Genomic DNA, 18,368 nt, shown 5'->3' on the forward strand with positions numbered 1-18,368 from the left:
AAGCGCTGGAGCTCTGATGAGCTCCAGCGCTTCTTCGTATATGGCAGACTAACGAAGGTTCGGAATATCTACTTCTGGATTCGTATCCGCTTCGTAATCGATGCCGTTGGTTTCAAAGCCGAACAGCTGGAAGAACTCGCGGCGGTAGCCGGCCAGATCAGACAGATCGTATACGTTCTCGGTCGTCAATTGCTCCCATACGGTTGCAACGGCTGCTTGAATTTCTGGCTTCATCTCGAGATCGTCGACGCGGATAAGCCCTTTCTCGTCAACAGCTGTCTCGCCCGGTCCGTACAGACGCTCGGAGAATAGACGGTACATTTGCTCGATGCAGCCTTCATGCGTGCCGTTTTCCTTCATGATCTTGTAAAGGGCGGAGATGTACAGAGGTACAACAGGAATGGCAGAGCTGGATTGCGTTACAAGCGCTTTGTTGACCGAAACGTACGCACGGCCGCCGCTTGTGCTCAGCTGCTCATGAAGACGCTTAGCTGTTGCTTCAAGGTCGTTTTTCGCCGCGCCGATCGTTCCATCACGGTAGACGGCATGCGTGATAGCTGGTCCGATATAAGAGTATGCGACCGTTGTAGCGTCTTCAGCTAGAACACCGGCAGCTTGAAGCTGGTCGATCCACATTTGCCAATCTTCGCCGCCCATTACGGCGATCGTCTGACGAAGCTCGTCCTCTGTTGCTGGCTCGATCGTCGCTTCTGTCACTTCGCCGTTGTGGAAATTGACCGTTTTGTTCGTGTACGTGCCTCCTAACGGCTTAATGACCGAGGAGAACGTCTCGCCTGTTACCGGGTGTGTGCGGCGCGGCGATGCTACGCTGTAGACGACGAGATCGATCTGGCCAAGCTCCGTACGGATCAGGTCGATGGTTTTGGCTTTAATCTCGTCTGAGAAAGCGTCGCCAACAATGCTGTACGACTTTACTCCTGCTTCAGCTGCAGCTTGCTCGAATGCGGCAGAATTGTACCAGCCAGCGGAAGCGGTGCGTGCGCCTTCTGCTGCTTTGTCAAAGTAAATGCCAATCGTGTTCGCGCCTGCGCCGAACGAGGATACGATTCGCGATGCAAGGCCGTAGCCTGTGGAAGCGCCTACGACTAACACATTGCGCGGTCCCTCAATTGCCGGTTTGGACTTTACATAATCGACTTGACGCTGCACTTGGCTAGCGCAGCCCTCTGGATGTGCAGTGGTGCAAATAAAGCCGCGGGATTTTGGCTGAATAATCATAGTAGGGTATTCCTTTCTCCAAATAAAAATGGCATAGCGTATGTAACAGGACAACTCTATTCTATTTTACCGATAATTCGGGTTAAAGGGAAGTTTGGCTTTCGCTAAAAATAAAAAAGAGAGCGCTATTGGCGCTCTCGGTGTTGCGCGAAATATAAGAAAGTATAAAATGTCACTCTTATACTAGGCTTATATTTCATCCGCGAAACGGTAGCTTACGCCGCCAATGGACGGCACAGAACCGAGCTACGCAAAGACGCAGCTAACGGTTCGTGCGTAGCGATAGCCGTTTACGCTTGACGTATAGGAAAGTATATGATGTTGCTCATCCTTTCTCTATTCGTTTCGACGAAACGCTGGCGTCAATAGAGAGGACGCCGTCAGGCGTTTCTTCTTAGCTCGCGTTAGAAGCGTCCAGCGAGCTGCTGTTCGGCGATTTGAACGAGACGGCGTGTTATGTATCCGCCAATGGAGCCCATGTCGCGCGTGGTCATGTTGCCATAATAACCGTCGGCTGGAAGTTGAATGCCCAGCTCTTGCGCAATTTCGTACTTCATTTGCTCAAGCGCTGCCCGAGCTCCCGGTACGACAAGTGTTTGGTTTGCCATTTATTATCAGCCTCCTTCTAGTCAGTATTATGTGAAGGCTTTCAAAGGATTATTCGCTAATTCCACCTTTATTTACCGACTAATTTTTGAATGCTTCCATGCTAATATAGACGTACGGGAGGGGACGGCTATGTTTTTGAAACCGATGCAGATGACGGAGCGCAAGCTGCCGTTTGACGATGATCGTTACTTGTTCGAGCCGTTGATTGACGGACACCGCCTGCAGCTTTCTTTTATTAGAAACACGGCAAAGCTATATACAAGGCATCATAATGATGTGTCTAAGCAATATCCTGAGCTGCTTAATGTGCCAGCTGTACAACCGGCCGATTTCGTGCTGGATGGAGAAGTAGCCTATATTAATCCGACGACAGGCGAAGCTGAATTCAAGACGCTGATCGACGAGCGATTCAAGCTGAGAAAAGAGCCGGCCATTCGCGATGCAAAACGATTATTGCCTGTTCATTTCTATGTATTCGATGTGCTTTATTACAACGGTGTCGATATGCGGAATAAGCCGCTGGCAGAACGAAAGCAGCTGCTGGGGAAAATTATTGAAAACAACGCCTATTACGAACAGCTGCCTTATGTCGATGGCGCAGGCAAAGCGCTGTACGAATTCGTGAAGCAGTCAGGACTGGAAGGGATCGCTTGCAAACGGAAGGATAGCCTGTACGCGGCAGAAGACAGCGGAAGCTGGATCAAAGTAAGGAATCCGTACTACAAAGATTTACATATGTCAGATGCGCCTGAGGATCGAAGCAGCAATACGTTCGCAGATGGCATATGTCGACAGTTGAGTTGCTTTTAGTGTTCTCCATATCACCCTGTACTATTCGATTATGATCCGATGTCTTTAAAAGGCTCTGCGACTTCACGCAGAGCCTTATTTTATTATGGGAATAAATTCATTACAAGCAGGAGATCTGATCGGAATGATCGAATGTAATCGTTTCCGAGTAATCGGCGTCACCTTATTATTGGCAGAAAGAGGAATATGATGAATTATTTTCAACATGGAGATACACGAATTCATTACCAAATCTACGAATCAAATGTTCAAAGCTGCGATACGATTGTTTTGTTGCATGGCGTAGGACTAAGCGCAGCCTCATGGTCATGGATTATTCCTTATCTGACGAGCCATTCGCGAGTTGTCGCGCTTGATTTGCGTGGGCATGGAAAATCGGAACGCGGCACGAAGCCAATTGGCTGGCAGCTATTCGTCGATGATTTGCGGGCATTGCTCTTGTACCTGAATATCGGACGTGTTCATCTTATGGGACACGGCTTCGGCGCCAATGTTGCGCTCAAATACAGCATGAATTACATGCATGACGTAAGCAGCTTAATATTAATTGCCATACCGATAATGTACCCGAAGAAGACGGCACAGAAGCTTCTTTCGAACCGGAAACAGTTAACCGCGGATGGCTCGATGAGCAAGCTTGCCTATCGTATGGCGGAAAGCATTACGATGCTTGATGAGGGGAGCTCCATTTTCCAAGCTATCGTTGCAGATTACGGCCTCGTTGAGCCGAAGACGTATTTGGATATTATTGAGTTATACGCAAACCATCCGCCTAGAGACGATCTCAAATTTACGCAGAGTCCGATATTGCTGCTTGCCGGCGATCGAGACCCTGTGTATCTCGCTTCTATGCATATTTCGTCACAGATGTTGATGAATAAGAGGCTGCTCATTGTACCGGAAGCCTCGAACGCCATCTTCATTGACCAACCGGAAGCAACGGCGAAGTGGGTAAATCAGTTCATAGCGCAACCGATACTGGATAAGTACCGGCATGTATTAATGAATGAAGCGAGCGCCGCGGAGGTGTTCGGCGCGTTCGAGGATATGATTGAAGCCGGCGTCAAGCAGGTGGATGAAGAGAATACGCTGCACGTTGACTTTCTTGATTCGTTTCGAGTGCGGGTGAACGGGGCAGAGGTTGTTGAGGGCTGGAACAAAAGGTATGCCAAGAACCTGCTAATCTACCTTGTGCTGCATCCGACTTCCACTAGAGAGCAGCTATGCGATGCGTTATTCCCCGATCGTCCGCTCCGGCAGGCGCTTAACAATTTGAAGGTCTATCTGCATTATCTTAAGCGGCTATTAACGCCAAGCGAGACAGATAGGCCATTATTGTATATGGATAAGGAATATGTTGCGCTTCAAGGCGCTTTAAAGTCAGATGTTCTTTCACTTATTCAGAAGCTTGTCGATGTTGCGAATGAAACGGAGACGATAGCGAAGCAACAAGCAGCAGGGAGACTGCTTGCAGCTCTTCCAACCGTACTTATGCCTGGTATCTATGACGATTGGATTATCCCGTTAAGAGAGTCTCTTGAGAATCAGACATCCGAGCTTGCGAAGTATGAGTGGCTTTGTGTAACGAAACTGTAACCAAGCATTTGGTACAATGTGGAGCGTGTTGTTAAAACAGTTGAGGAGGATCATGATTTTGAACAGATTATCAAAAATGATGTTGGCTTTAGCACTCGTATTTACCGTATTCGCTTCAGCCGGACAGGTTAATGCCGCGTCCGCGACGACGGCAGTGAATGTTACGATTGACGGGGTGAAACAAAGCTATAAGCAGCCTGCGGTTTTATCCAACGGATCGGTGCTTGTGCCGCTCCGCCCGATCTTCGAAGCGCTGGGTGCACAGCTTCACTGGGATGCGAACGAGAAGGTTGCAACGGCTTATAAAGACAATCAAATTGTATCGCTGCGGATCGGCAGCAGCGAGGCAAGAATCGGCGATAGCTATGTAGGACTTAACCAGCCTGCACAAATCATTAAAGGAAATACGCTTGTCCCTGTTCGATTTGTGAGCGAAGGACTTGGGGCGGAAGTGAAATGGAACAGTGCGACGAAGACGGTAGAGATTAAGAAACGTGATGCGTCGCCGGACAAGCAAGTGTACGGCTATACAATGAACGTTACGCAGGACTTATTGCAATCGATATCCGTATACGGCGTTTCCCATATCGGCAACATCGCATCGTCTACACCGCTGTTAGCAGGTAGAGAGTTCTATTATTACTTCGACGATCTGGTAGGCGAAGGCGACAAAGTAGATTTCCCGTTCGCTCGTATTCGTACGTTTAATGGAGATGCTGCGGCATTCGAGCAGGCGGATCATGAGGATTTTACTTATCTAGCAACTGCAAACGGTATAACATTCGCCTATGACTTGATGTTTGATTCGGCAGATCAGGTTCGCGAGTTGATCTACGAAGATTATAACTATTATGGCGAGGAGCTGTCGGATGCAGGCTATAACCGCGTAGCCAAAGCGTTCGAGCAGTTTCCAGCGGCAATTCAATCGTTCCAAATGGTAACGCAAAAGCCTGCAGCAACGACGCTTACGAATTCCCGCAGCTATGATGGCTTGTGGAAGGGAGCGGAAAACGGGTCGATATCCCTTACATTCATTACGGACAATGAAGCTATTCTGAAATATAGCGAATATGGCGTCGATACGGTCGTCTCGTTCTTCTCGGATAATACATTGAACTATCACTTCTACGATAAGTTCATCATTGCAGAGGATGGCAAGCTGTCGCTTGAACGACCGATCGTCATCGACGGTATGTTCGACGGCGAATACGAAACGATTACGTTTACGAAATAACGAACGATAATGAAGCAAAGGAGACAGCCACGGGCGGCAAGCCTGGCTGTCTTTCTTTTTTGCAGCCTTTTCAAATCGGTCAATTGTTGCCATACTAGAATTTGCAGTCATCGCATCATTATGGACAAGCAGGAGGGGTTATGCACTTTCTATTCGAACCTGTTCGTTTCGACGACAAGCATCAAAGCTGGAGCGGCCGGACACGATCCGATAAGGATTATCCGGGCTTTTATCATTGGCATCAATGTACGGAAATATTGTTTGTCCATCAAGGAGTTGGCTATATAATCGTCAATCAGCGCACTTATGAGCTGCGGCCGGGGATGCTGTTCGTATTCCAACCGTTTCAATTGCACAAAATTTTCGCCGATGTCGCGCAGGATAAGCCGTTTGAGCGTACGATTCTGTACGTTGACCCGTCACAGACGGAAGCAGCGCTGCGCCCGTTTCCTAAGCGCCATGCTCTCTTTCATAAACTATGGAAAGATCAGGGGATCCGGACGGTGTTCGATATGCAGGAGGAGACAGGACGATTGGAAGCGATATTTGAGAGCTACGGGTTGCTTGATGCTCGAAGGCGAGAGTATGATCAGGAAGAGACCACCTTGCTGCTGTTGCAACTAATGGGGAGCATCGCATCGGTGCGAGACGAGAAAGAAATGCAGTCATCTGTGCATAGCCTTGAACGAAAGCCTCGTTATTCGGAGCAAATGATGCAATGGATTGAAGCCCATTATGCGGAGGAAGTTACGTTGGAGAAGCTGGCGGAGCAGCTTCATTTGTCCAAATATTATATTTCACGCGTATTTCATGAGGAAACAGGAAGCCAAATTACCGAATATTTGACGGCGAGGCGTATCAAACAGGCGTGCAGGCTGCTGCAGACGACGGTCTACTCGGTCGAGCGAATCGGGATGGATGTCGGTTATCCTAACGTTTCCTATTTCATCAACATGTTCAAGAGAGTTGTCGGAACGACGCCGCTTAAGTACCGACAGCGCCATATGGGGCTGTAAATGATGGCTAATGCGAGAAAAGGGCTAACCACTTGTCACCGTAGGTGATTCGTGATAGCCCTTTGTGTTTAAGTATAACTATAGAACGCGACGTGCAGTAACGTAGTACTTCTTCCAGTAGCTGCTGTTCAGATCGGAGAGCGTAACGCCCTGGCTGCTGGAACTGTGAACGATCTTATTGTTGCCGGCATAGATGGCAACGTGGCTGATTGTTTTGCCGTTCGTCTTAAAGAAGACGAGATCGCCCATGCTGAGCGAACCTTTCGCGACTTTCTCGCCTTCGGTTGCTTGCGCTGTCGAGGTGCGAGGCAAGCTGACATCGAATGCTTTGAAGATGAACTGGGTGAAAGACGAGCAATCGAACGCGTATGTAACGCCAGCTGGTGCGCCGTACTTATAAGGTGTTCCGATGAACGTTTTGCTTTCGGAAATGAGTTTGATTGATTCGGTTGTTGCTGCGTGAGCGTGTTGTGTGTTCGAACCAAAAGTAAATGCCGACAGGACGATGGCGGCGCAAATGCCCGCTTTAGCAACCGTTTTAAATACGTTTGATTTTCTCATGATGTCAGGATATCCCTTCGTGTTTCGTTTTATGAGTTTACTATAACACACTCAAAAACCGGCTTTTTGCCCGTATGAGAGAGCAAAAGCGCTTATTTCGGGGATTATGAGCATTTATGAGAAAAAGATGAAAAATTATTAATGTTTGCGACGTATAGTTGCCGCTTAAGGCATTACTGCTCCTCGTGCCGATACATATAGCTCGTTCCATTGCTCTCTGCTCATTAGCTCGGCTTGCTCGATAGCGTCCTTACAGGCGATGATGCGCTCCGGATTAGCGCTTCCGATAACAGGCTGAATGCGCGACGGGTGACGCATAAGCCAGCCAAGCGAAATGGCCTCTGGTGTCGTATCGTTCTGTTTCGCAAGCTTGGCGATCAGCTCGGTTGTAGCAAGCTCTGCTGCGGACGGATTATCCGAAGGTTTACCTGTAAATCTGCCGCGGGCGAGCGGACCCCAGGCTTGAATTTGCATAGTCTCGGTTTGCATATATTCCATTAATCCATCAGCGAAGTTGGAGGCGAGCCCTGCTTGCTGGTTCACGTGGATGCCTTGATTAAGCCAATCAAGCCGTGCAAAGTTCATCTCCAATTGGTTAACGACAAGCTCATCCGGAAGCTCGCGCTGGATGAAACGAATTTGTCCGGGGCTCATATTGGAGACGCCGAAGTGACGAACCTTGCCCGCTTGCTTCAAAGTATGGAATGCTTCCGCGATTTCCTCCGGTTCCATGAGCGGATCAGGACGATGCAGGAGAAGGACGTCCAAGTATTCGACTCCAAGACGTTCCAATGTGCCGTCGACGGACTTTAGAATATGCTCTTTGGAGAAGTCGAAGCGGGTTAACTTGCCGCCTTCGGCGAGCACGATTCCGCATTTGGATTGAATAACGATTTTGTCGCGAAGGTCGGGCTGCTGCTTCAATACTTATCCGAAAACAGCTTCGGCTTTGCCCATTGTGTAAATGTCTGCGTGATCGTACATCGTGATGCCAATCGAAAGAGCTGCTTCAACGGCAGCTTGCCCTTGCTTAATATGTTCGGCTGTATACGGTTCGCGATTCCAGCCTCCACCGAAGCTCATGCAGCCAAGTACAAGGCGGCTGTCGGAAATTCCACGTTTCTCAAGCGGCATTTTTCTCATCTTAAACGATACCTCCATTAGGATAAACTATATACCGGAGTCTATTATACCTTCATGCTGGCATTCGCATAAGCACTGAAAAAAAGTTCACTAACTAAACTTCGAGCGCAGCGTCATAATGTGAGTATGGTAAATGGTTGCAACCGCTTTATTTTGCTGATACATTACTAGTGAACTTATGATCGCATTCAAGCAGGATTCATATACGGGAGGGATTCGCGTTGGCTTTAATTACTTGTCACTTTTTCTCGGAATCGCTAGGTCTTAGCACATCTATGACCGTCATATTGCCGCAGGAGACTACGGGGCAGATTGGTCTTCGTAATGTCGGCTCGCGCAAAAAGGTTCCGACGCTTTATTTGCTGCACGGCTTGTCGGACGACGATACGATCTGGCTGCGGAGAACGTCGATCGAGCGATATGTTGCGGAGCTCGGCCTTGCAGTCGTGATGCCGAATGTACATCGGAGCTTCTATACAGATATGAAGTATGGCAATCAATATTGGACGTTTCTGACGGAGGAGCTTCCAGCCGTAGCGCGTTCGTTCTTCCCGCTGTCGGAGGAGCGCGAGGATAACTTTGTGGCCGGGCTGTCGATGGGCGGTTATGGCGCATTTAAATGGGCGCTTCGCCATCCTGACCGTTTCGCCGCAGCAGGCAGTCTCTCGGGGGCAGTCGATCTCGTGAATCATATCGAGAGCGGCAAGAGCCCGATTGCCGGCATTGACCAGCTCTTCGAGCAAATATTCGGCGCGGAGTCGATTCGCGGTACGGATAACGACCTTTTACATGTTATGCAGCAGCAATCCGGATCATCGGCAGAGAGACCGCTTCTCTATCAATGCTGCGGAATGGAGGATTTCCTCTACGAGGATAACTTATCGTTCCGCGAAGCCTGCTTGGAAGCAGGTTATGAGCTGATATACGAGGAAGGACCGGGCGGTCATGATTGGGTCTATTGGGATGAGTATATTCAACGTTTCTTGAAGCTCCTTCCTTTGAAGTAGATGGATGAATAGAGAGCAGTAAACGATTTCGTGCTGAGAATCATGAGCATGAAGCGTTTGCTGTTTTTTTAATGTTTCCTATCAAAAAGGGGGTTGCAAAATAGAGGTAACCGCTATATCATTTGTTTAGGATTAATAAATTAGTTAAAGAAATAATGTTTTTATTAATTCAACGAAAAACATAACCTACATTAACATTTAAAGCGAGGGATATTCGATGAGTAATCGCATTACAATCAATGCCGATGTGGCAGCAGGCACAATCAACCGCAATATTTACGGACATTTCTCCGAGCATCTCGGTCGTTGTATTTATGAAGGAATTTGGGTTGGAGAGGACTCCCCGATTCCGAATACGAACGGTATTCGCAACGACGTCGTGGAAGCGCTTAAGAATATTAAAATTCCAGTCCTTCGTTGGCCGGGCGGCTGCTTCGCGGACGAATATCACTGGAAGGACGGCATAGGTCCGCGCGAAGGCCGCAAACGGATGATTAACACGCATTGGGGCGGCGTACTGGAGAATAATCATTTCGGTACACATGAGTTTCTGATGCTTTGTGAAATGTTGGAGTGCGAGCCTTATATTTCAGGGAACGTAGGCAGCGGCACGGTTCAAGAAATGTCCGAATGGGTCGAGTACATGACGTTCGACGGCGTGTCTCCGATGGCTGACCTGCGTAAGGAGAACGGACGCGAGAAGCCTTGGAACGTGAAGTACTTCGGCGTAGGCAACGAGAACTGGGGCTGCGGCGGCAACATGCGCCCTGAGTATTATGCCGACCTGTATAGAAGATACCAGACGTTCGTGCGCAATTACGGCGACAACAAAATTTACAAGATCGCTTGCGGTCCTAACGTAGACGACTATCGTTGGATGGATGTCGTTATGCGTGAGGCGCACAATCATATGGATGCTATTTCGCTTCATTACTACACCGTTCCGGGTGAGTGGACGAACAAAGGTCCAGCGACAGGCTTCACGGAAGACGAATGGTACACGACGATGAAGAAGGCGCTTTGGATGGAGGAGCTTATTACTCGTCATGAGACGATTATGGACCGTTACGATCCGAATAAGCGCGTAGGCATGATCGTCGATGAGTGGGGAACATGGTTCGATGTCGAGCCGGGCACGAACCCAGGTTTCCTCTACCAGCAGAACACGATTCGCGATGCAATCGTAGCCGGGCTTACGCTTAATATTTTCCACGATCATTGCGACCGTGTCGTTATGGCGAACATCGCGCAAGTGATTAACGTGCTGCAAGCCGTCATTCTTACGGAAGGCGAGAAAATGGTTCTGACGCCGACCTACCACGTATTCGATATGTACAAGGTGCACCAAGATGCGACTGCGCTGACAACCTCGATCAGCGGCGATGAGTACAAACGCGGAAGCCAAGCGATTCCGCAAGTATCCGTGTCCGCTTCCAAGGATGCAGAAGGCCGTATTCACGTCAGCCTATGCAACCTCGACAATGAGAACGCGGCAGATGTGGACATCGATCTGCGCGGACTAGCTGCTGCCGCTCTTAAAGTCACTGGTACAGAGCTTACCGCTTCCGTTAAGGATGCGCACAATACGTTCGAGCAGCCGGAAGCCGTTGCGCCGGCAGCATACGGGGCGTTCTCGGTTGAAGGCTCGGCCATTCGCGCGAAACTGTCCCCGATGTCGGTGACGGTGCTTGAAGTTATCGCCGAGTAGGTGCGAGATATGTCCAGCAGCGCGGGGCAGTGCAAAGGCTGCCGAGACGATTACCGTGTAACCGATGCGCAGATAGACCGCATATTGTCTGCGCCGATGTTCCAATCCGACATTTGCGTTCCTGACGATGTGTACGCGGAGCGGCTTGAGTCATGCAGCAATTGTGAGAAGTTCCAATACGGCACGACCTGTGCCGTATGCGGCTGCTTCGTACGCATCGCGGCCAAGTATAAAGACCGTGCCTGCCCGAAAGCCGGCGACAGCCGCTGGGCGAAGCATGTGTCCTAAGCCCATTCCGCATATTTCTACGACAAGCCTCCCGTTTAGTTAATGGGGGGCTTGTTTTACTGTTGGTACAATAAATAAGATGGTATTTTCATCTTATTTTGAAGTTGAATTAGTCTAAAGATCGAATTAGGATGGGAAATCCATCCTATCCTGGTTTGTGGGCCAAGATGGACGATCAACAAGCCTAGCTATTGTACTACAGGATGGGAAATTCATCTTATTGAACGTTAGGATACGAATTACTTAATATTAGGATGGAAAAAGCCGCTTAACGTAAAAAAAGCAAACGAAATTTAGCGGCTTATTAGCCCGTGGCAATGAAGAAAGAGGCAGTGCCGAACAACTCGGCACTGCCTCCTTCTGTGTATCTTACTTATAGCTCGGCAGCCAAGTGCCGTGCGCTTCGATCAGATCGTCGCAGAGCGAGACGATGTCGTCCATCGACAGCTCGGCGGACGTATGCGGATCGAGCAGCGCCGCATGGTAGATATGATCGCGCTTGCCGGTGATGGCAGCTTCGATCGTCAGCAATTGGGTGTTGATGTTGGTGCGATTCAGAGCCGCAAGCTGCGGCGGCAAGTCTCCGACGTACGTTGGCGTTACGCCGTTCGCATCGACGAGGCAAGGTACTTCCACGCAAGCTTCCTTCGGCAAGTTGGTGATGAGTCCCGTATTCATGACGTTGGCGCCGATCTTGAACGGTTTGTTCGTCTCAATGGCTTCGAAAATATAGGATGCATATTCATGGCTGCGGCAGTGCTCTAGATTGCTGTCATTAACCAGCGACTCGCGCATCGATTTCCAACCCTCGATCTGATTGACGCAGCGGCGCGGATATTCGTCCAGTGGAATGTTGAAGCGATCCACAAGCTCAGGATAACTCTTCTTAATGAAGTAAGGGTGATACTCGGCATTATGCTCGGACGATTCGGTAATATAGTAGCCGAACTTAAGCATAAGCTCGAAGCGAACCATATCGTGATGCTTTTCCTTCTGCTTCTCCGCAGCGCGGCGTTTAATTTCCGGATACAGATCGACGCCGTCTTTGCTAGCTTCGAGCAGCCAAGCCATATGATTGATGCCGGCAATATTCCATTTGACGCCGGTCGGGTCCATATCCAGGTGCTTGAACAGATCGGGCACGCATACTTGCACGCTATGGCATAGACCGACCGTGCGCACGCCTCCGTACGTATTCATGACATTCGTAAGGACGGCCATCGGGTTCGTGTAGTTGAGGAATAAGGCGTCCGGGCAAACCTCCTTGATGTCGCGGGCGAAGTCGAGCATAACCGGAATCGTACGAAGGTTGCGGAAAATGCCTCCAATGCCGACCGTATCGGCAATCGTCTGACGCAAGCCGTATTTCTTCGGAATTTCGAAGTCGGTAATCGTACAAGGATCATAGCCGCCGACTTGGATTGCATTCACGATGTATTTCGCGCCGCGAAGCGCTTCCTTACGATCTGTGTACGCTTTCACGACACAGCTGCTTCCGCTCGTTTGCTTCAGGTTGAGCAGCATTTTCTCGGAATCGCTAAGACGGACGGCATCGATATCGAATAACGCGATTTCAAATCCTTGAAGTGCGGGAGTATGCATAACGTCACCTAAAATATTTTTGGCGAAAACCGTACTGCCAGCCCCGATAAAAGTAATTTTCGACATAATCAATAATGACCTCCTGGATTAGTATAGTATGGTGTTGCTGAATTTAAAGTTGCTTGAATCGCTGCGTTAATCACAACTTCAGTATAACGAGAAGGCATTGAAATGAATATGGAATTAACGATTTTATATATGGAGTAATGTTGCATCATTTAGTATGATGTAAGCAGTTCGAATTCAGGGGGCAATCAGATGGAAACGCATCATCAATTTGCGGTATCAGTCAATTCGGCGCCTATGAAAGGCGAGATGTCCGTATTATTCAGCGGTCGAGGCAAGCCTGTCGGCGGGCATTACATTGGCCCTGCCGTACATGATCATTATTTGATCCATGTCGTGTTGGCAGGCGAGGGCGTATTTGAAACGTTAGGCGAAACTTATGTGTGCAAAGCAGGTGATGCCTTCATCATTTTCCCGGACATATTGGTAAGATATGAAGCGGATAAGGTGAATCCGTGGCAATATATGTGGGTAGCTTTCACTGGCGATATTGCAGATGCTTCACTGTCGGCAATCGGGATAACACCAGATCGGGCCGTCATTCGCGATTGCTCGCTGCAGGCGATGAAGAAGCTGTTCCGCAGCGTTAGGAGCAGTATAGAACGGGAAAGCTTCGCTTCGCTCGGAAATATGGAGGCGTCGGGCTGGCTTAGACTTATTTTGCATGAAATAGCGAGTCAGGGGGAGGGAGCGGCAGAGCATTCGGAGTCGACTGCCGGACAATCACGTTCTTACCGTCAAGTCGATCAGGCGATTCGCCTATTGACACTTCAATACGGGCAACCTCTGTCGATCGAGAGCCTCGCTCATCAACTTGGCTACCACCGGGCGCATCTGAATAAGCTGTTCAAGGAGGCGACGGGACTGTCGCCGATGCAATATTTGTTCAAGGTACGAATGAAGAAGGCAGAAGATCTGCTGGGAGGCGACTTAACGATTGCCCAGATTGCGTCATCCGTAGGCTACAACGACCCGCTCTTCTTTACGAAGCAGTTCCGCAAGTGGAGCGGGCGTACGCCAACTGATTATAGACGGACACTTGCGAGTAAAATGTAAACTTATAGCGATTAATGGAAAAAAAGCATCTTTCTCCCTGATAGATGCTTTTTCCTTTTTTTGTTGACAATACATACAATTCCGATAAAAATAGAGTGTATAAAATTTTGGAAATAAACAGAGTGGGGGAGTCAGCTATGATAGAAATGGATAACGTTAGCAAGTCGTTCGACCAAAGAGACGGAGATCGGTTTCAAGCGTTATCGAATGTTTCGTTTACGATTCGCGAAGGCGAGTTCGTATCGCTTCTTGGACCTTCCGGCTGCGGCAAGTCTACCGTGCTGAACTTGATTGCCGGATTCGAGAGCGCAACGCAAGGCACGATTAGAGTGAAGGGACAACAGATAAGCGGACCAAGCGCGGATCGTGTTGTCGTTTTCCAGGAACATGCTCTGTTCCCCTGGTTGACGGTGCTCGAAAATGTGGCGTTCGGACTTAAACAAAAAGGGTACGGGAAGAAGGAGCGGACGGAGCTGGCATTAGAGCAAATTAGGGCCGTTCACTTAAGCAAATTCACTGATCGTTATCCGCATGAGCTGTCAGGCGGGATGAAACAGAGGGCGGCAATTGCAAGAGCTCTCGTACTCAATCCGCAAATTTTGCTCATGGACGAACCGTTCGCGGCACTCGACGAGCAGACAAGGCTTGTCCTGCATCAGGAGCTGGAGGAAATATGGTTAAGAACGGGCAAAACGATTTTGTTCATTACCCACAATATTCGCGAAGCGGTCATGCTGTCCGATCGGGTGCTCGTCATGTCCACAAGACCGGGAACGATCATGAAGGAGCTTGCCGTTCGCGCGGCTAGGCCAAGGGATAGTGCCGATACGGTTCTAAACGCGGTCGAGCGGTCTGTGATGGAGCATTTGGCAGGTGAATTGGAGAAAGTCGTAAAGGAGGAGATGGGGGATGAGAATTACCGCATTAAGAAGAGCGCTATTTCTGATCGGACTTTTGGTGGCATGGGAAGCGGCATATAGAATAATCGGCTGGGAGAGCTGGAAGTTCCCGTCTCTGTTCCAGACGATCGAAGCATTTTACGACGGATTTGTTCACGGCAAACTGCTGGAAGCTATAATCGGTTCGCTTAGAAGACTCATTATCGCGTTTATCCTGTCGTTAGTCATAGGCGTATTGCTTGGTCTGCTGTTCACAAGATCAAAGCTGATCGACGACACGCTCGGTTTCATGGTTATAGCGCTTCAGACGGTGCCGAGCATCGCATGGCTTCCTTTTGCGATTATTTGGTTCGGATTTAACGACACATCGGTTATTTTCATTACGACGCTCGGCGCGACCTGGACGATGGCGATCGCAACGCGAACCGGCATCAAAAACATACCGCAAGTGTATACGCGCGCGGCGCTGACGCTCGGAACGGGGAACGGCTGGAAAATGTTCACGCAAATATTGATTCCCGCTGCGTTCCCGCATCTGATGACGGGCGTGAGGGTCGCCTGGGCTTTTGCGTGGCGTGCGCTCGTTGCCGGCGAATTGATCGCAAGAGGTGCAGGTCTTGGTCAATTGCTCCAAGACGGACGCGGACTTGGCGACACCGCGCTTATGCTGACCATTGTCATTATTATTGCTGTGTTAGGCACTGTATCCGATCATTTCTGCTTCAGAAAGTTGGAGGATAAACTACTGCTGCGCTACGGATTGGAGCATAAGTCGAAATAATGAATTTGGAAACTGGAATAAAAATTGTATAAATAAGGATTGACATAATACATAATTCCGATAGAATTAGTTGGTGTAAACAAATTCCAAATAAATAGAGTAGCGTTGAAGGGATGGTTGCGGGAGATGAAGAAAACAGCTGGTCTTATTTTATCCATTGTATTGGTATTGGTTATTTCGGCATGCGGTGGCAATAACGGGGGCAATAACGAGTCGTCAGGCAATAATAAGCCTGCAGGAGAACAGAACGGCACATCCCAGCCGGCGACGGAAGCCCCGCAGCAAACGGATGAAGCGAGCAAAGAACCGATCACGGTAACGCTTGGCATATTCAAAAACGTGACTCATGCCGCGGGTTATATTGCGCTTGAGAACGGCTATTTTCAGAAAAACTTTGGCGATCATGTGAAAATCGAAGTGCTCGCCTTCGATAACGGCTCTGATTTCTCGACGGCTCTTGCAACAGGGGAGATCGATTTCGGTTATACAGGACCTGGACCGGCGACGAACCAATTCCTTAAGAGCAATAACTTCCGGGTTGTATCCGGCGCCGACAACGGCGGAGCGGTGCTCGTAGCAGGCAAAGATTCCGGCGTCAACAGCGTGAAGGATCTCGTCGGCAAGACGATTGCGATACCGACGAAGGGCAGCACGAATGAAATATCGCTGAGGCTGCTTCTTAAGCAAGAGGGAGTGGAGGTTACTACGGACAGCTCAGGCGCACAGATTGTCGCTCGCGCTCCATCCGACACGCTTGTGGCGCTTCGCCAAAACGAGGTTCACGCTACATTGATTCCCGAACCGTGGGGGACGCAGATTGAACAGGAAGGGATTGGCAAAGTCATCGTTCCTTGGGATCAAATTCCGCCTAATAACGGGAATTATCCGCTCGTGATTTTAACAGCTAGCGACAAGTTCATCAGCGAACATCGGGATTTGGTGAAAGCGGCGATTAAATCCAATCTCGAAGCGATTGAATTCATCAAAGCCAATCCGGATCAATCTTATGAGCTGATCAATAAGCGCCTAAGCGAGCTTAGCGGCAAAGGCTTGGATCTTGAATTGATCAAAGCGGCTATTTCGCACTTGACGCTCACTTCCGATGTTAATCAGGCAGCAATCGAGGAGATGGCCAAAGTATCTATCGAAGCCGGCTATATAAAGGACATCACCGTCGATACGCTAGACTTGAGCAAGTTCATCGACACAACGCTGCTTGAAGAAGTGAAAAACGGCCAATAGAAGTATTGCAGGCCAAAATAATGAATGGCTGTCTCCGCTGGCATCGACCTGCGGGGACAGCCATTTTTGTTACCACATAGGAAAGTATATCAGGCTGGGCACCTTTTTCTAATGGACACCACGAACGCTTAGCGATCAATTAGTGCTCTGTTCATTTTCTAATGGACATCACTTAATGTTACAGGCATTTAATGAATCAATACGGTATTGATAGACCATCTTAGAGTCGTTTTTGTCCATTAGCGCCCTGAAATCAGTCAATAGTTAGTTTAACCGGCTATTTTGTCCGTTCTACTTTTATCGCAGTACCGTAGCGCCGGTCTTGCTTGTCGCTGTGCGGACGGTATGGACCTTAATTGCTGGTTTATTCTCATATCCCCATCCATCCGGACTCAACTTTGTCATGCCTCATTCAAAGTCCGCACCGAGCGACGCAAGATGAGATCGGCGGGGAGAACGATCTTCTTCCACGGCATTACCGCTTCCTTCTCTTGAATGCGCTCGATGAGCATCTGCGTGCCCATGTAGCCGAACTGATACGCTTGCTGTGCGGCGACGGTCAGGAACGGCTCCGCTTCCGAATAAGGGCCGAGATCGTCGAAGCAGACGAGCGATAGATCGCCCGGAACACTCACCCCGCGTCCGCGCAGCATTCTAAGCGTCTCCACGGCAAGTACGTTATTGCCCGCCACGATAGCGGTCGGTTTCGGATCCAACTGTTGAAACCATTGCTCCATATCGGATAGGTCGCTAACAGGGCCGAAGCTCGTTTCGAACAAGTAACTCGCATCATAGTTTAGATCGCTTAGCTTAAGTCCGTCCTGGTAGCCTTGCAGCCGAAGTCTGGCGCTGGACACGGAGGGCGAGCCGTTGACCATCGCGATATGGCGGTGACCGGCGGCGACGAGATGCGAGACCAGCTGTCTCGCGCCTTCCTTGCTGTCGCCGAGCACAATGTCGCATTCGATGCCGGGCACTTCACGGTCAAGCAGCACGAACGGCACGTTGTGCTTGCGGAGCGTCTCAAGATGCGGCAGCGACGGATCGCCGGCGGGAGCGACGAGTACGCCGTCCACGCGCGCGGTCAGTATCGTCGTAATATAATCCGCCTCCTTCTCAAGGCTCTCGTCGCTGTTGCCGAACAGCAGCCGATAGCCGTACCTTTTGGCAGCATCCTCCGCACCGCGCGATAGCGTCGTGTAGAACGGATTCATGATGTCGGTAATAAGCAGGAACAGCAGCTTGGTTTGCTGAAGGACGAGGCTGCGCGCCGTTTGGTTCGGCACATAGTTCATTTCCTCCATCACACGCTTTACCTTTGCGCGCGTCTTCTCACTGATTTTCCCCGTGTTATTGATAACTCTAGAAACGGTCATTGCCGATACATTCGCTTTGGCCGCTATATCATAGATCGTAACCATCCCATTAACCCCTTAACGTTAGCTTCCGCATGTTCTTTGATTTCTCTTACATACTATCATAACGAAAACTAGTCGTTGACAGCAACCGTT

At 49.5% G+C, this 18,368-nt stretch carries 16 protein-coding genes and 1 pseudogene; 11 read left to right on the forward strand and 6 right to left on the reverse strand.

Going from position 1 to position 18,368, the window contains the following annotated elements:
* Nucleotides 1-48: 48 nt before the first annotated feature.
* Together fabV and V8F51_RS30720 are read right to left on the reverse strand one after the other, a co-directional pair.
* Entirely contained in the window at nucleotides 49-1,239 is a 1,191-nt protein-coding gene (gene fabV, locus V8F51_RS30715) for an enoyl-ACP reductase FabV (RefSeq protein WP_337104318.1), read from the reverse strand.
* A gap of 404 nt (nucleotides 1,240-1,643) precedes the next feature.
* Complete coding sequence (locus tag V8F51_RS30720) at nucleotides 1,644-1,847, reverse strand: alpha/beta-type small acid-soluble spore protein (RefSeq protein ID WP_337104319.1); 204 nt, start codon at nucleotides 1,845-1,847, stop codon at nucleotides 1,644-1,646.
* Nucleotides 1,848-1,977: 130 nt separating this feature from the next.
* Here V8F51_RS30720 and V8F51_RS30725 point away from each other — a divergent pair, with 130 nt between their 5' ends.
* The 4 genes from V8F51_RS30725 (at nucleotide 1,978) to V8F51_RS30740 (ending at nucleotide 6,504) form a co-directional block, all read left to right on the forward strand.
* A complete protein-coding gene (locus V8F51_RS30725) occupies nucleotides 1,978-2,658 on the forward strand; it encodes an ATP-dependent DNA ligase (protein WP_337104320.1) in 681 nt (226 codons plus the stop codon).
* Nucleotides 2,659-2,847: 189 nt separating this feature from the next.
* Complete coding sequence (locus tag V8F51_RS30730; RefSeq protein WP_337104321.1) at nucleotides 2,848-4,254, forward strand: alpha/beta fold hydrolase; 1,407 nt, start codon at nucleotides 2,848-2,850, stop codon at nucleotides 4,252-4,254.
* A gap of 58 nt (nucleotides 4,255-4,312) precedes the next feature.
* The gene (locus tag V8F51_RS30735; RefSeq protein ID WP_337104322.1) at nucleotides 4,313-5,488 is read left to right on the forward strand and encodes a copper amine oxidase N-terminal domain-containing protein; all 1,176 of its coding nucleotides are present in this window, start codon (nucleotides 4,313-4,315) and stop codon (nucleotides 5,486-5,488) included.
* Between the two features lie 140 nt (nucleotides 5,489-5,628).
* The gene (locus V8F51_RS30740) at nucleotides 5,629-6,504 is read left to right on the forward strand and encodes an AraC family transcriptional regulator (RefSeq protein WP_337104323.1); all 876 of its coding nucleotides are present in this window, start codon (nucleotides 5,629-5,631) and stop codon (nucleotides 6,502-6,504) included.
* 78 nt (nucleotides 6,505-6,582) lie between these two features.
* Here V8F51_RS30740 and V8F51_RS30745 read toward each other — a convergent pair whose 3' ends face one another.
* Nucleotides 6,583-7,065 carry a C40 family peptidase gene (locus V8F51_RS30745; RefSeq protein ID WP_337104324.1) on the reverse strand — a complete coding sequence of 161 codons (483 nt, stop codon included), beginning with the start codon at nucleotides 7,063-7,065 and terminating at the stop codon, nucleotides 6,583-6,585.
* Between the two features lie 165 nt (nucleotides 7,066-7,230).
* Nucleotides 7,231-8,208, reverse strand: a pseudogene (locus V8F51_RS30750) (aldo/keto reductase).
* Nucleotides 8,209-8,429: 221 nt separating this feature from the next.
* Here V8F51_RS30750 and V8F51_RS30755 point away from each other — a divergent pair.
* The 3 genes from V8F51_RS30755 to V8F51_RS30765 all read left to right on the forward strand — a co-directional run bounded on the left by V8F51_RS30755 (nucleotide 8,430) and on the right by V8F51_RS30765 (nucleotide 11,211).
* Complete coding sequence (locus tag V8F51_RS30755) at nucleotides 8,430-9,215, forward strand: alpha/beta hydrolase (RefSeq protein ID WP_337104325.1); 786 nt, start codon at nucleotides 8,430-8,432, stop codon at nucleotides 9,213-9,215.
* A gap of 217 nt (nucleotides 9,216-9,432) precedes the next feature.
* Nucleotides 9,433-10,923 carry an alpha-N-arabinofuranosidase gene (locus tag V8F51_RS30760; RefSeq protein ID WP_337104326.1) on the forward strand — a complete coding sequence of 497 codons (1,491 nt, stop codon included), beginning with the start codon at nucleotides 9,433-9,435 and terminating at the stop codon, nucleotides 10,921-10,923.
* A gap of 9 nt (nucleotides 10,924-10,932) precedes the next feature.
* Complete coding sequence (locus V8F51_RS30765) at nucleotides 10,933-11,211, forward strand: DUF6171 family protein (protein ID WP_337104327.1); 279 nt, start codon at nucleotides 10,933-10,935, stop codon at nucleotides 11,209-11,211.
* 369 nt (nucleotides 11,212-11,580) lie between these two features.
* Here V8F51_RS30765 and V8F51_RS30770 read toward each other — a convergent pair whose 3' ends face one another.
* Nucleotides 11,581-12,879, reverse strand: a complete 1,299-nt coding sequence (locus V8F51_RS30770) for an alpha-glucosidase/alpha-galactosidase (protein WP_337104328.1) — start codon at nucleotides 12,877-12,879, stop codon at nucleotides 11,581-11,583.
* 192 nt (nucleotides 12,880-13,071) lie between these two features.
* Here V8F51_RS30770 and V8F51_RS30775 point away from each other — a divergent pair, with 192 nt between their 5' ends.
* The 4 genes from V8F51_RS30775 to V8F51_RS30790 all read left to right on the forward strand — a co-directional run bounded on the left by V8F51_RS30775 (nucleotide 13,072) and on the right by V8F51_RS30790 (nucleotide 16,857).
* Nucleotides 13,072-13,935 carry an AraC family transcriptional regulator gene (locus tag V8F51_RS30775; protein ID WP_337104329.1) on the forward strand — a complete coding sequence of 288 codons (864 nt, stop codon included), beginning with the start codon at nucleotides 13,072-13,074 and terminating at the stop codon, nucleotides 13,933-13,935.
* Nucleotides 13,936-14,072: 137 nt separating this feature from the next.
* Nucleotides 14,073-14,915, forward strand: a complete 843-nt coding sequence (locus V8F51_RS30780) for an ABC transporter ATP-binding protein (RefSeq protein ID WP_337104330.1) — start codon at nucleotides 14,073-14,075, stop codon at nucleotides 14,913-14,915.
* Nucleotides 14,845-15,615 (forward strand): ABC transporter permease, encoded by a 771-nt coding sequence (locus V8F51_RS30785; RefSeq protein ID WP_337104331.1) that lies wholly within the window; start codon nucleotides 14,845-14,847, stop codon nucleotides 15,613-15,615. Before V8F51_RS30780 ends, V8F51_RS30785 begins: the two co-directional genes overlap by 71 nt.
* A gap of 126 nt (nucleotides 15,616-15,741) precedes the next feature.
* Entirely contained in the window at nucleotides 15,742-16,857 is a 1,116-nt protein-coding gene (locus V8F51_RS30790) for an ABC transporter substrate-binding protein (RefSeq protein WP_337104332.1), read from the forward strand.
* Between the two features lie 401 nt (nucleotides 16,858-17,258).
* Here V8F51_RS30790 and V8F51_RS30795 read toward each other — a convergent pair whose 3' ends face one another.
* Complete coding sequence (locus tag V8F51_RS30795; protein WP_337104334.1) at nucleotides 17,259-18,278, reverse strand: LacI family DNA-binding transcriptional regulator; 1,020 nt, start codon at nucleotides 18,276-18,278, stop codon at nucleotides 17,259-17,261.
* Between the last annotated feature and the right edge of the window lie 90 nt (nucleotides 18,279-18,368).

The organism is Paenibacillus sp. YIM B09110 (genome assembly GCF_037167145.1).
Classification (GTDB): domain Bacteria; phylum Bacillota; class Bacilli; order Paenibacillales; family Paenibacillaceae; genus Pristimantibacillus.

What these genes read in the sequence shown, in the direction of transcription:
- fabV (WP_337104318.1), bottom strand. Translation starts at nt 1,239, where the DNA reads ATGATTATTCAGCCAAAATCCCGCGGCTTTATTTGCACCACTGCACAT.
- V8F51_RS30720 (WP_337104319.1), bottom strand. Translation starts at nt 1,847, where the DNA reads ATGGCAAACCAAACACTTGTCGTACCGGGAGCTCGGGCAGCGCTTGAG.
- V8F51_RS30725 (WP_337104320.1), top strand. Translation starts at nt 1,978, where the DNA reads ATGTTTTTGAAACCGATGCAGATGACGGAGCGCAAGCTGCCGTTTGAC.
- V8F51_RS30730 (WP_337104321.1), top strand. Translation starts at nt 2,848, where the DNA reads ATGAATTATTTTCAACATGGAGATACACGAATTCATTACCAAATCTAC.
- V8F51_RS30740 (WP_337104323.1), top strand. Translation starts at nt 5,629, where the DNA reads ATGCACTTTCTATTCGAACCTGTTCGTTTCGACGACAAGCATCAAAGC.
- V8F51_RS30745 (WP_337104324.1), bottom strand. Translation starts at nt 7,065, where the DNA reads ATGAGAAAATCAAACGTATTTAAAACGGTTGCTAAAGCGGGCATTTGC.
- V8F51_RS30760 (WP_337104326.1), top strand. Translation starts at nt 9,433, where the DNA reads ATGAGTAATCGCATTACAATCAATGCCGATGTGGCAGCAGGCACAATC.
- V8F51_RS30765 (WP_337104327.1), top strand. Translation starts at nt 10,933, where the DNA reads ATGTCCAGCAGCGCGGGGCAGTGCAAAGGCTGCCGAGACGATTACCGT.
- V8F51_RS30770 (WP_337104328.1), bottom strand. Translation starts at nt 12,879, where the DNA reads ATGTCGAAAATTACTTTTATCGGGGCTGGCAGTACGGTTTTCGCCAAA.
- V8F51_RS30775 (WP_337104329.1), top strand. Translation starts at nt 13,072, where the DNA reads ATGGAAACGCATCATCAATTTGCGGTATCAGTCAATTCGGCGCCTATG.
- V8F51_RS30780 (WP_337104330.1), top strand. Translation starts at nt 14,073, where the DNA reads ATGATAGAAATGGATAACGTTAGCAAGTCGTTCGACCAAAGAGACGGA.
- V8F51_RS30785 (WP_337104331.1), top strand. Translation starts at nt 14,845, where the DNA reads ATGAGAATTACCGCATTAAGAAGAGCGCTATTTCTGATCGGACTTTTG.
- V8F51_RS30790 (WP_337104332.1), top strand. Translation starts at nt 15,742, where the DNA reads ATGAAGAAAACAGCTGGTCTTATTTTATCCATTGTATTGGTATTGGTT.
- V8F51_RS30795 (WP_337104334.1), bottom strand. Translation starts at nt 18,278, where the DNA reads ATGGTTACGATCTATGATATAGCGGCCAAAGCGAATGTATCGGCAATG.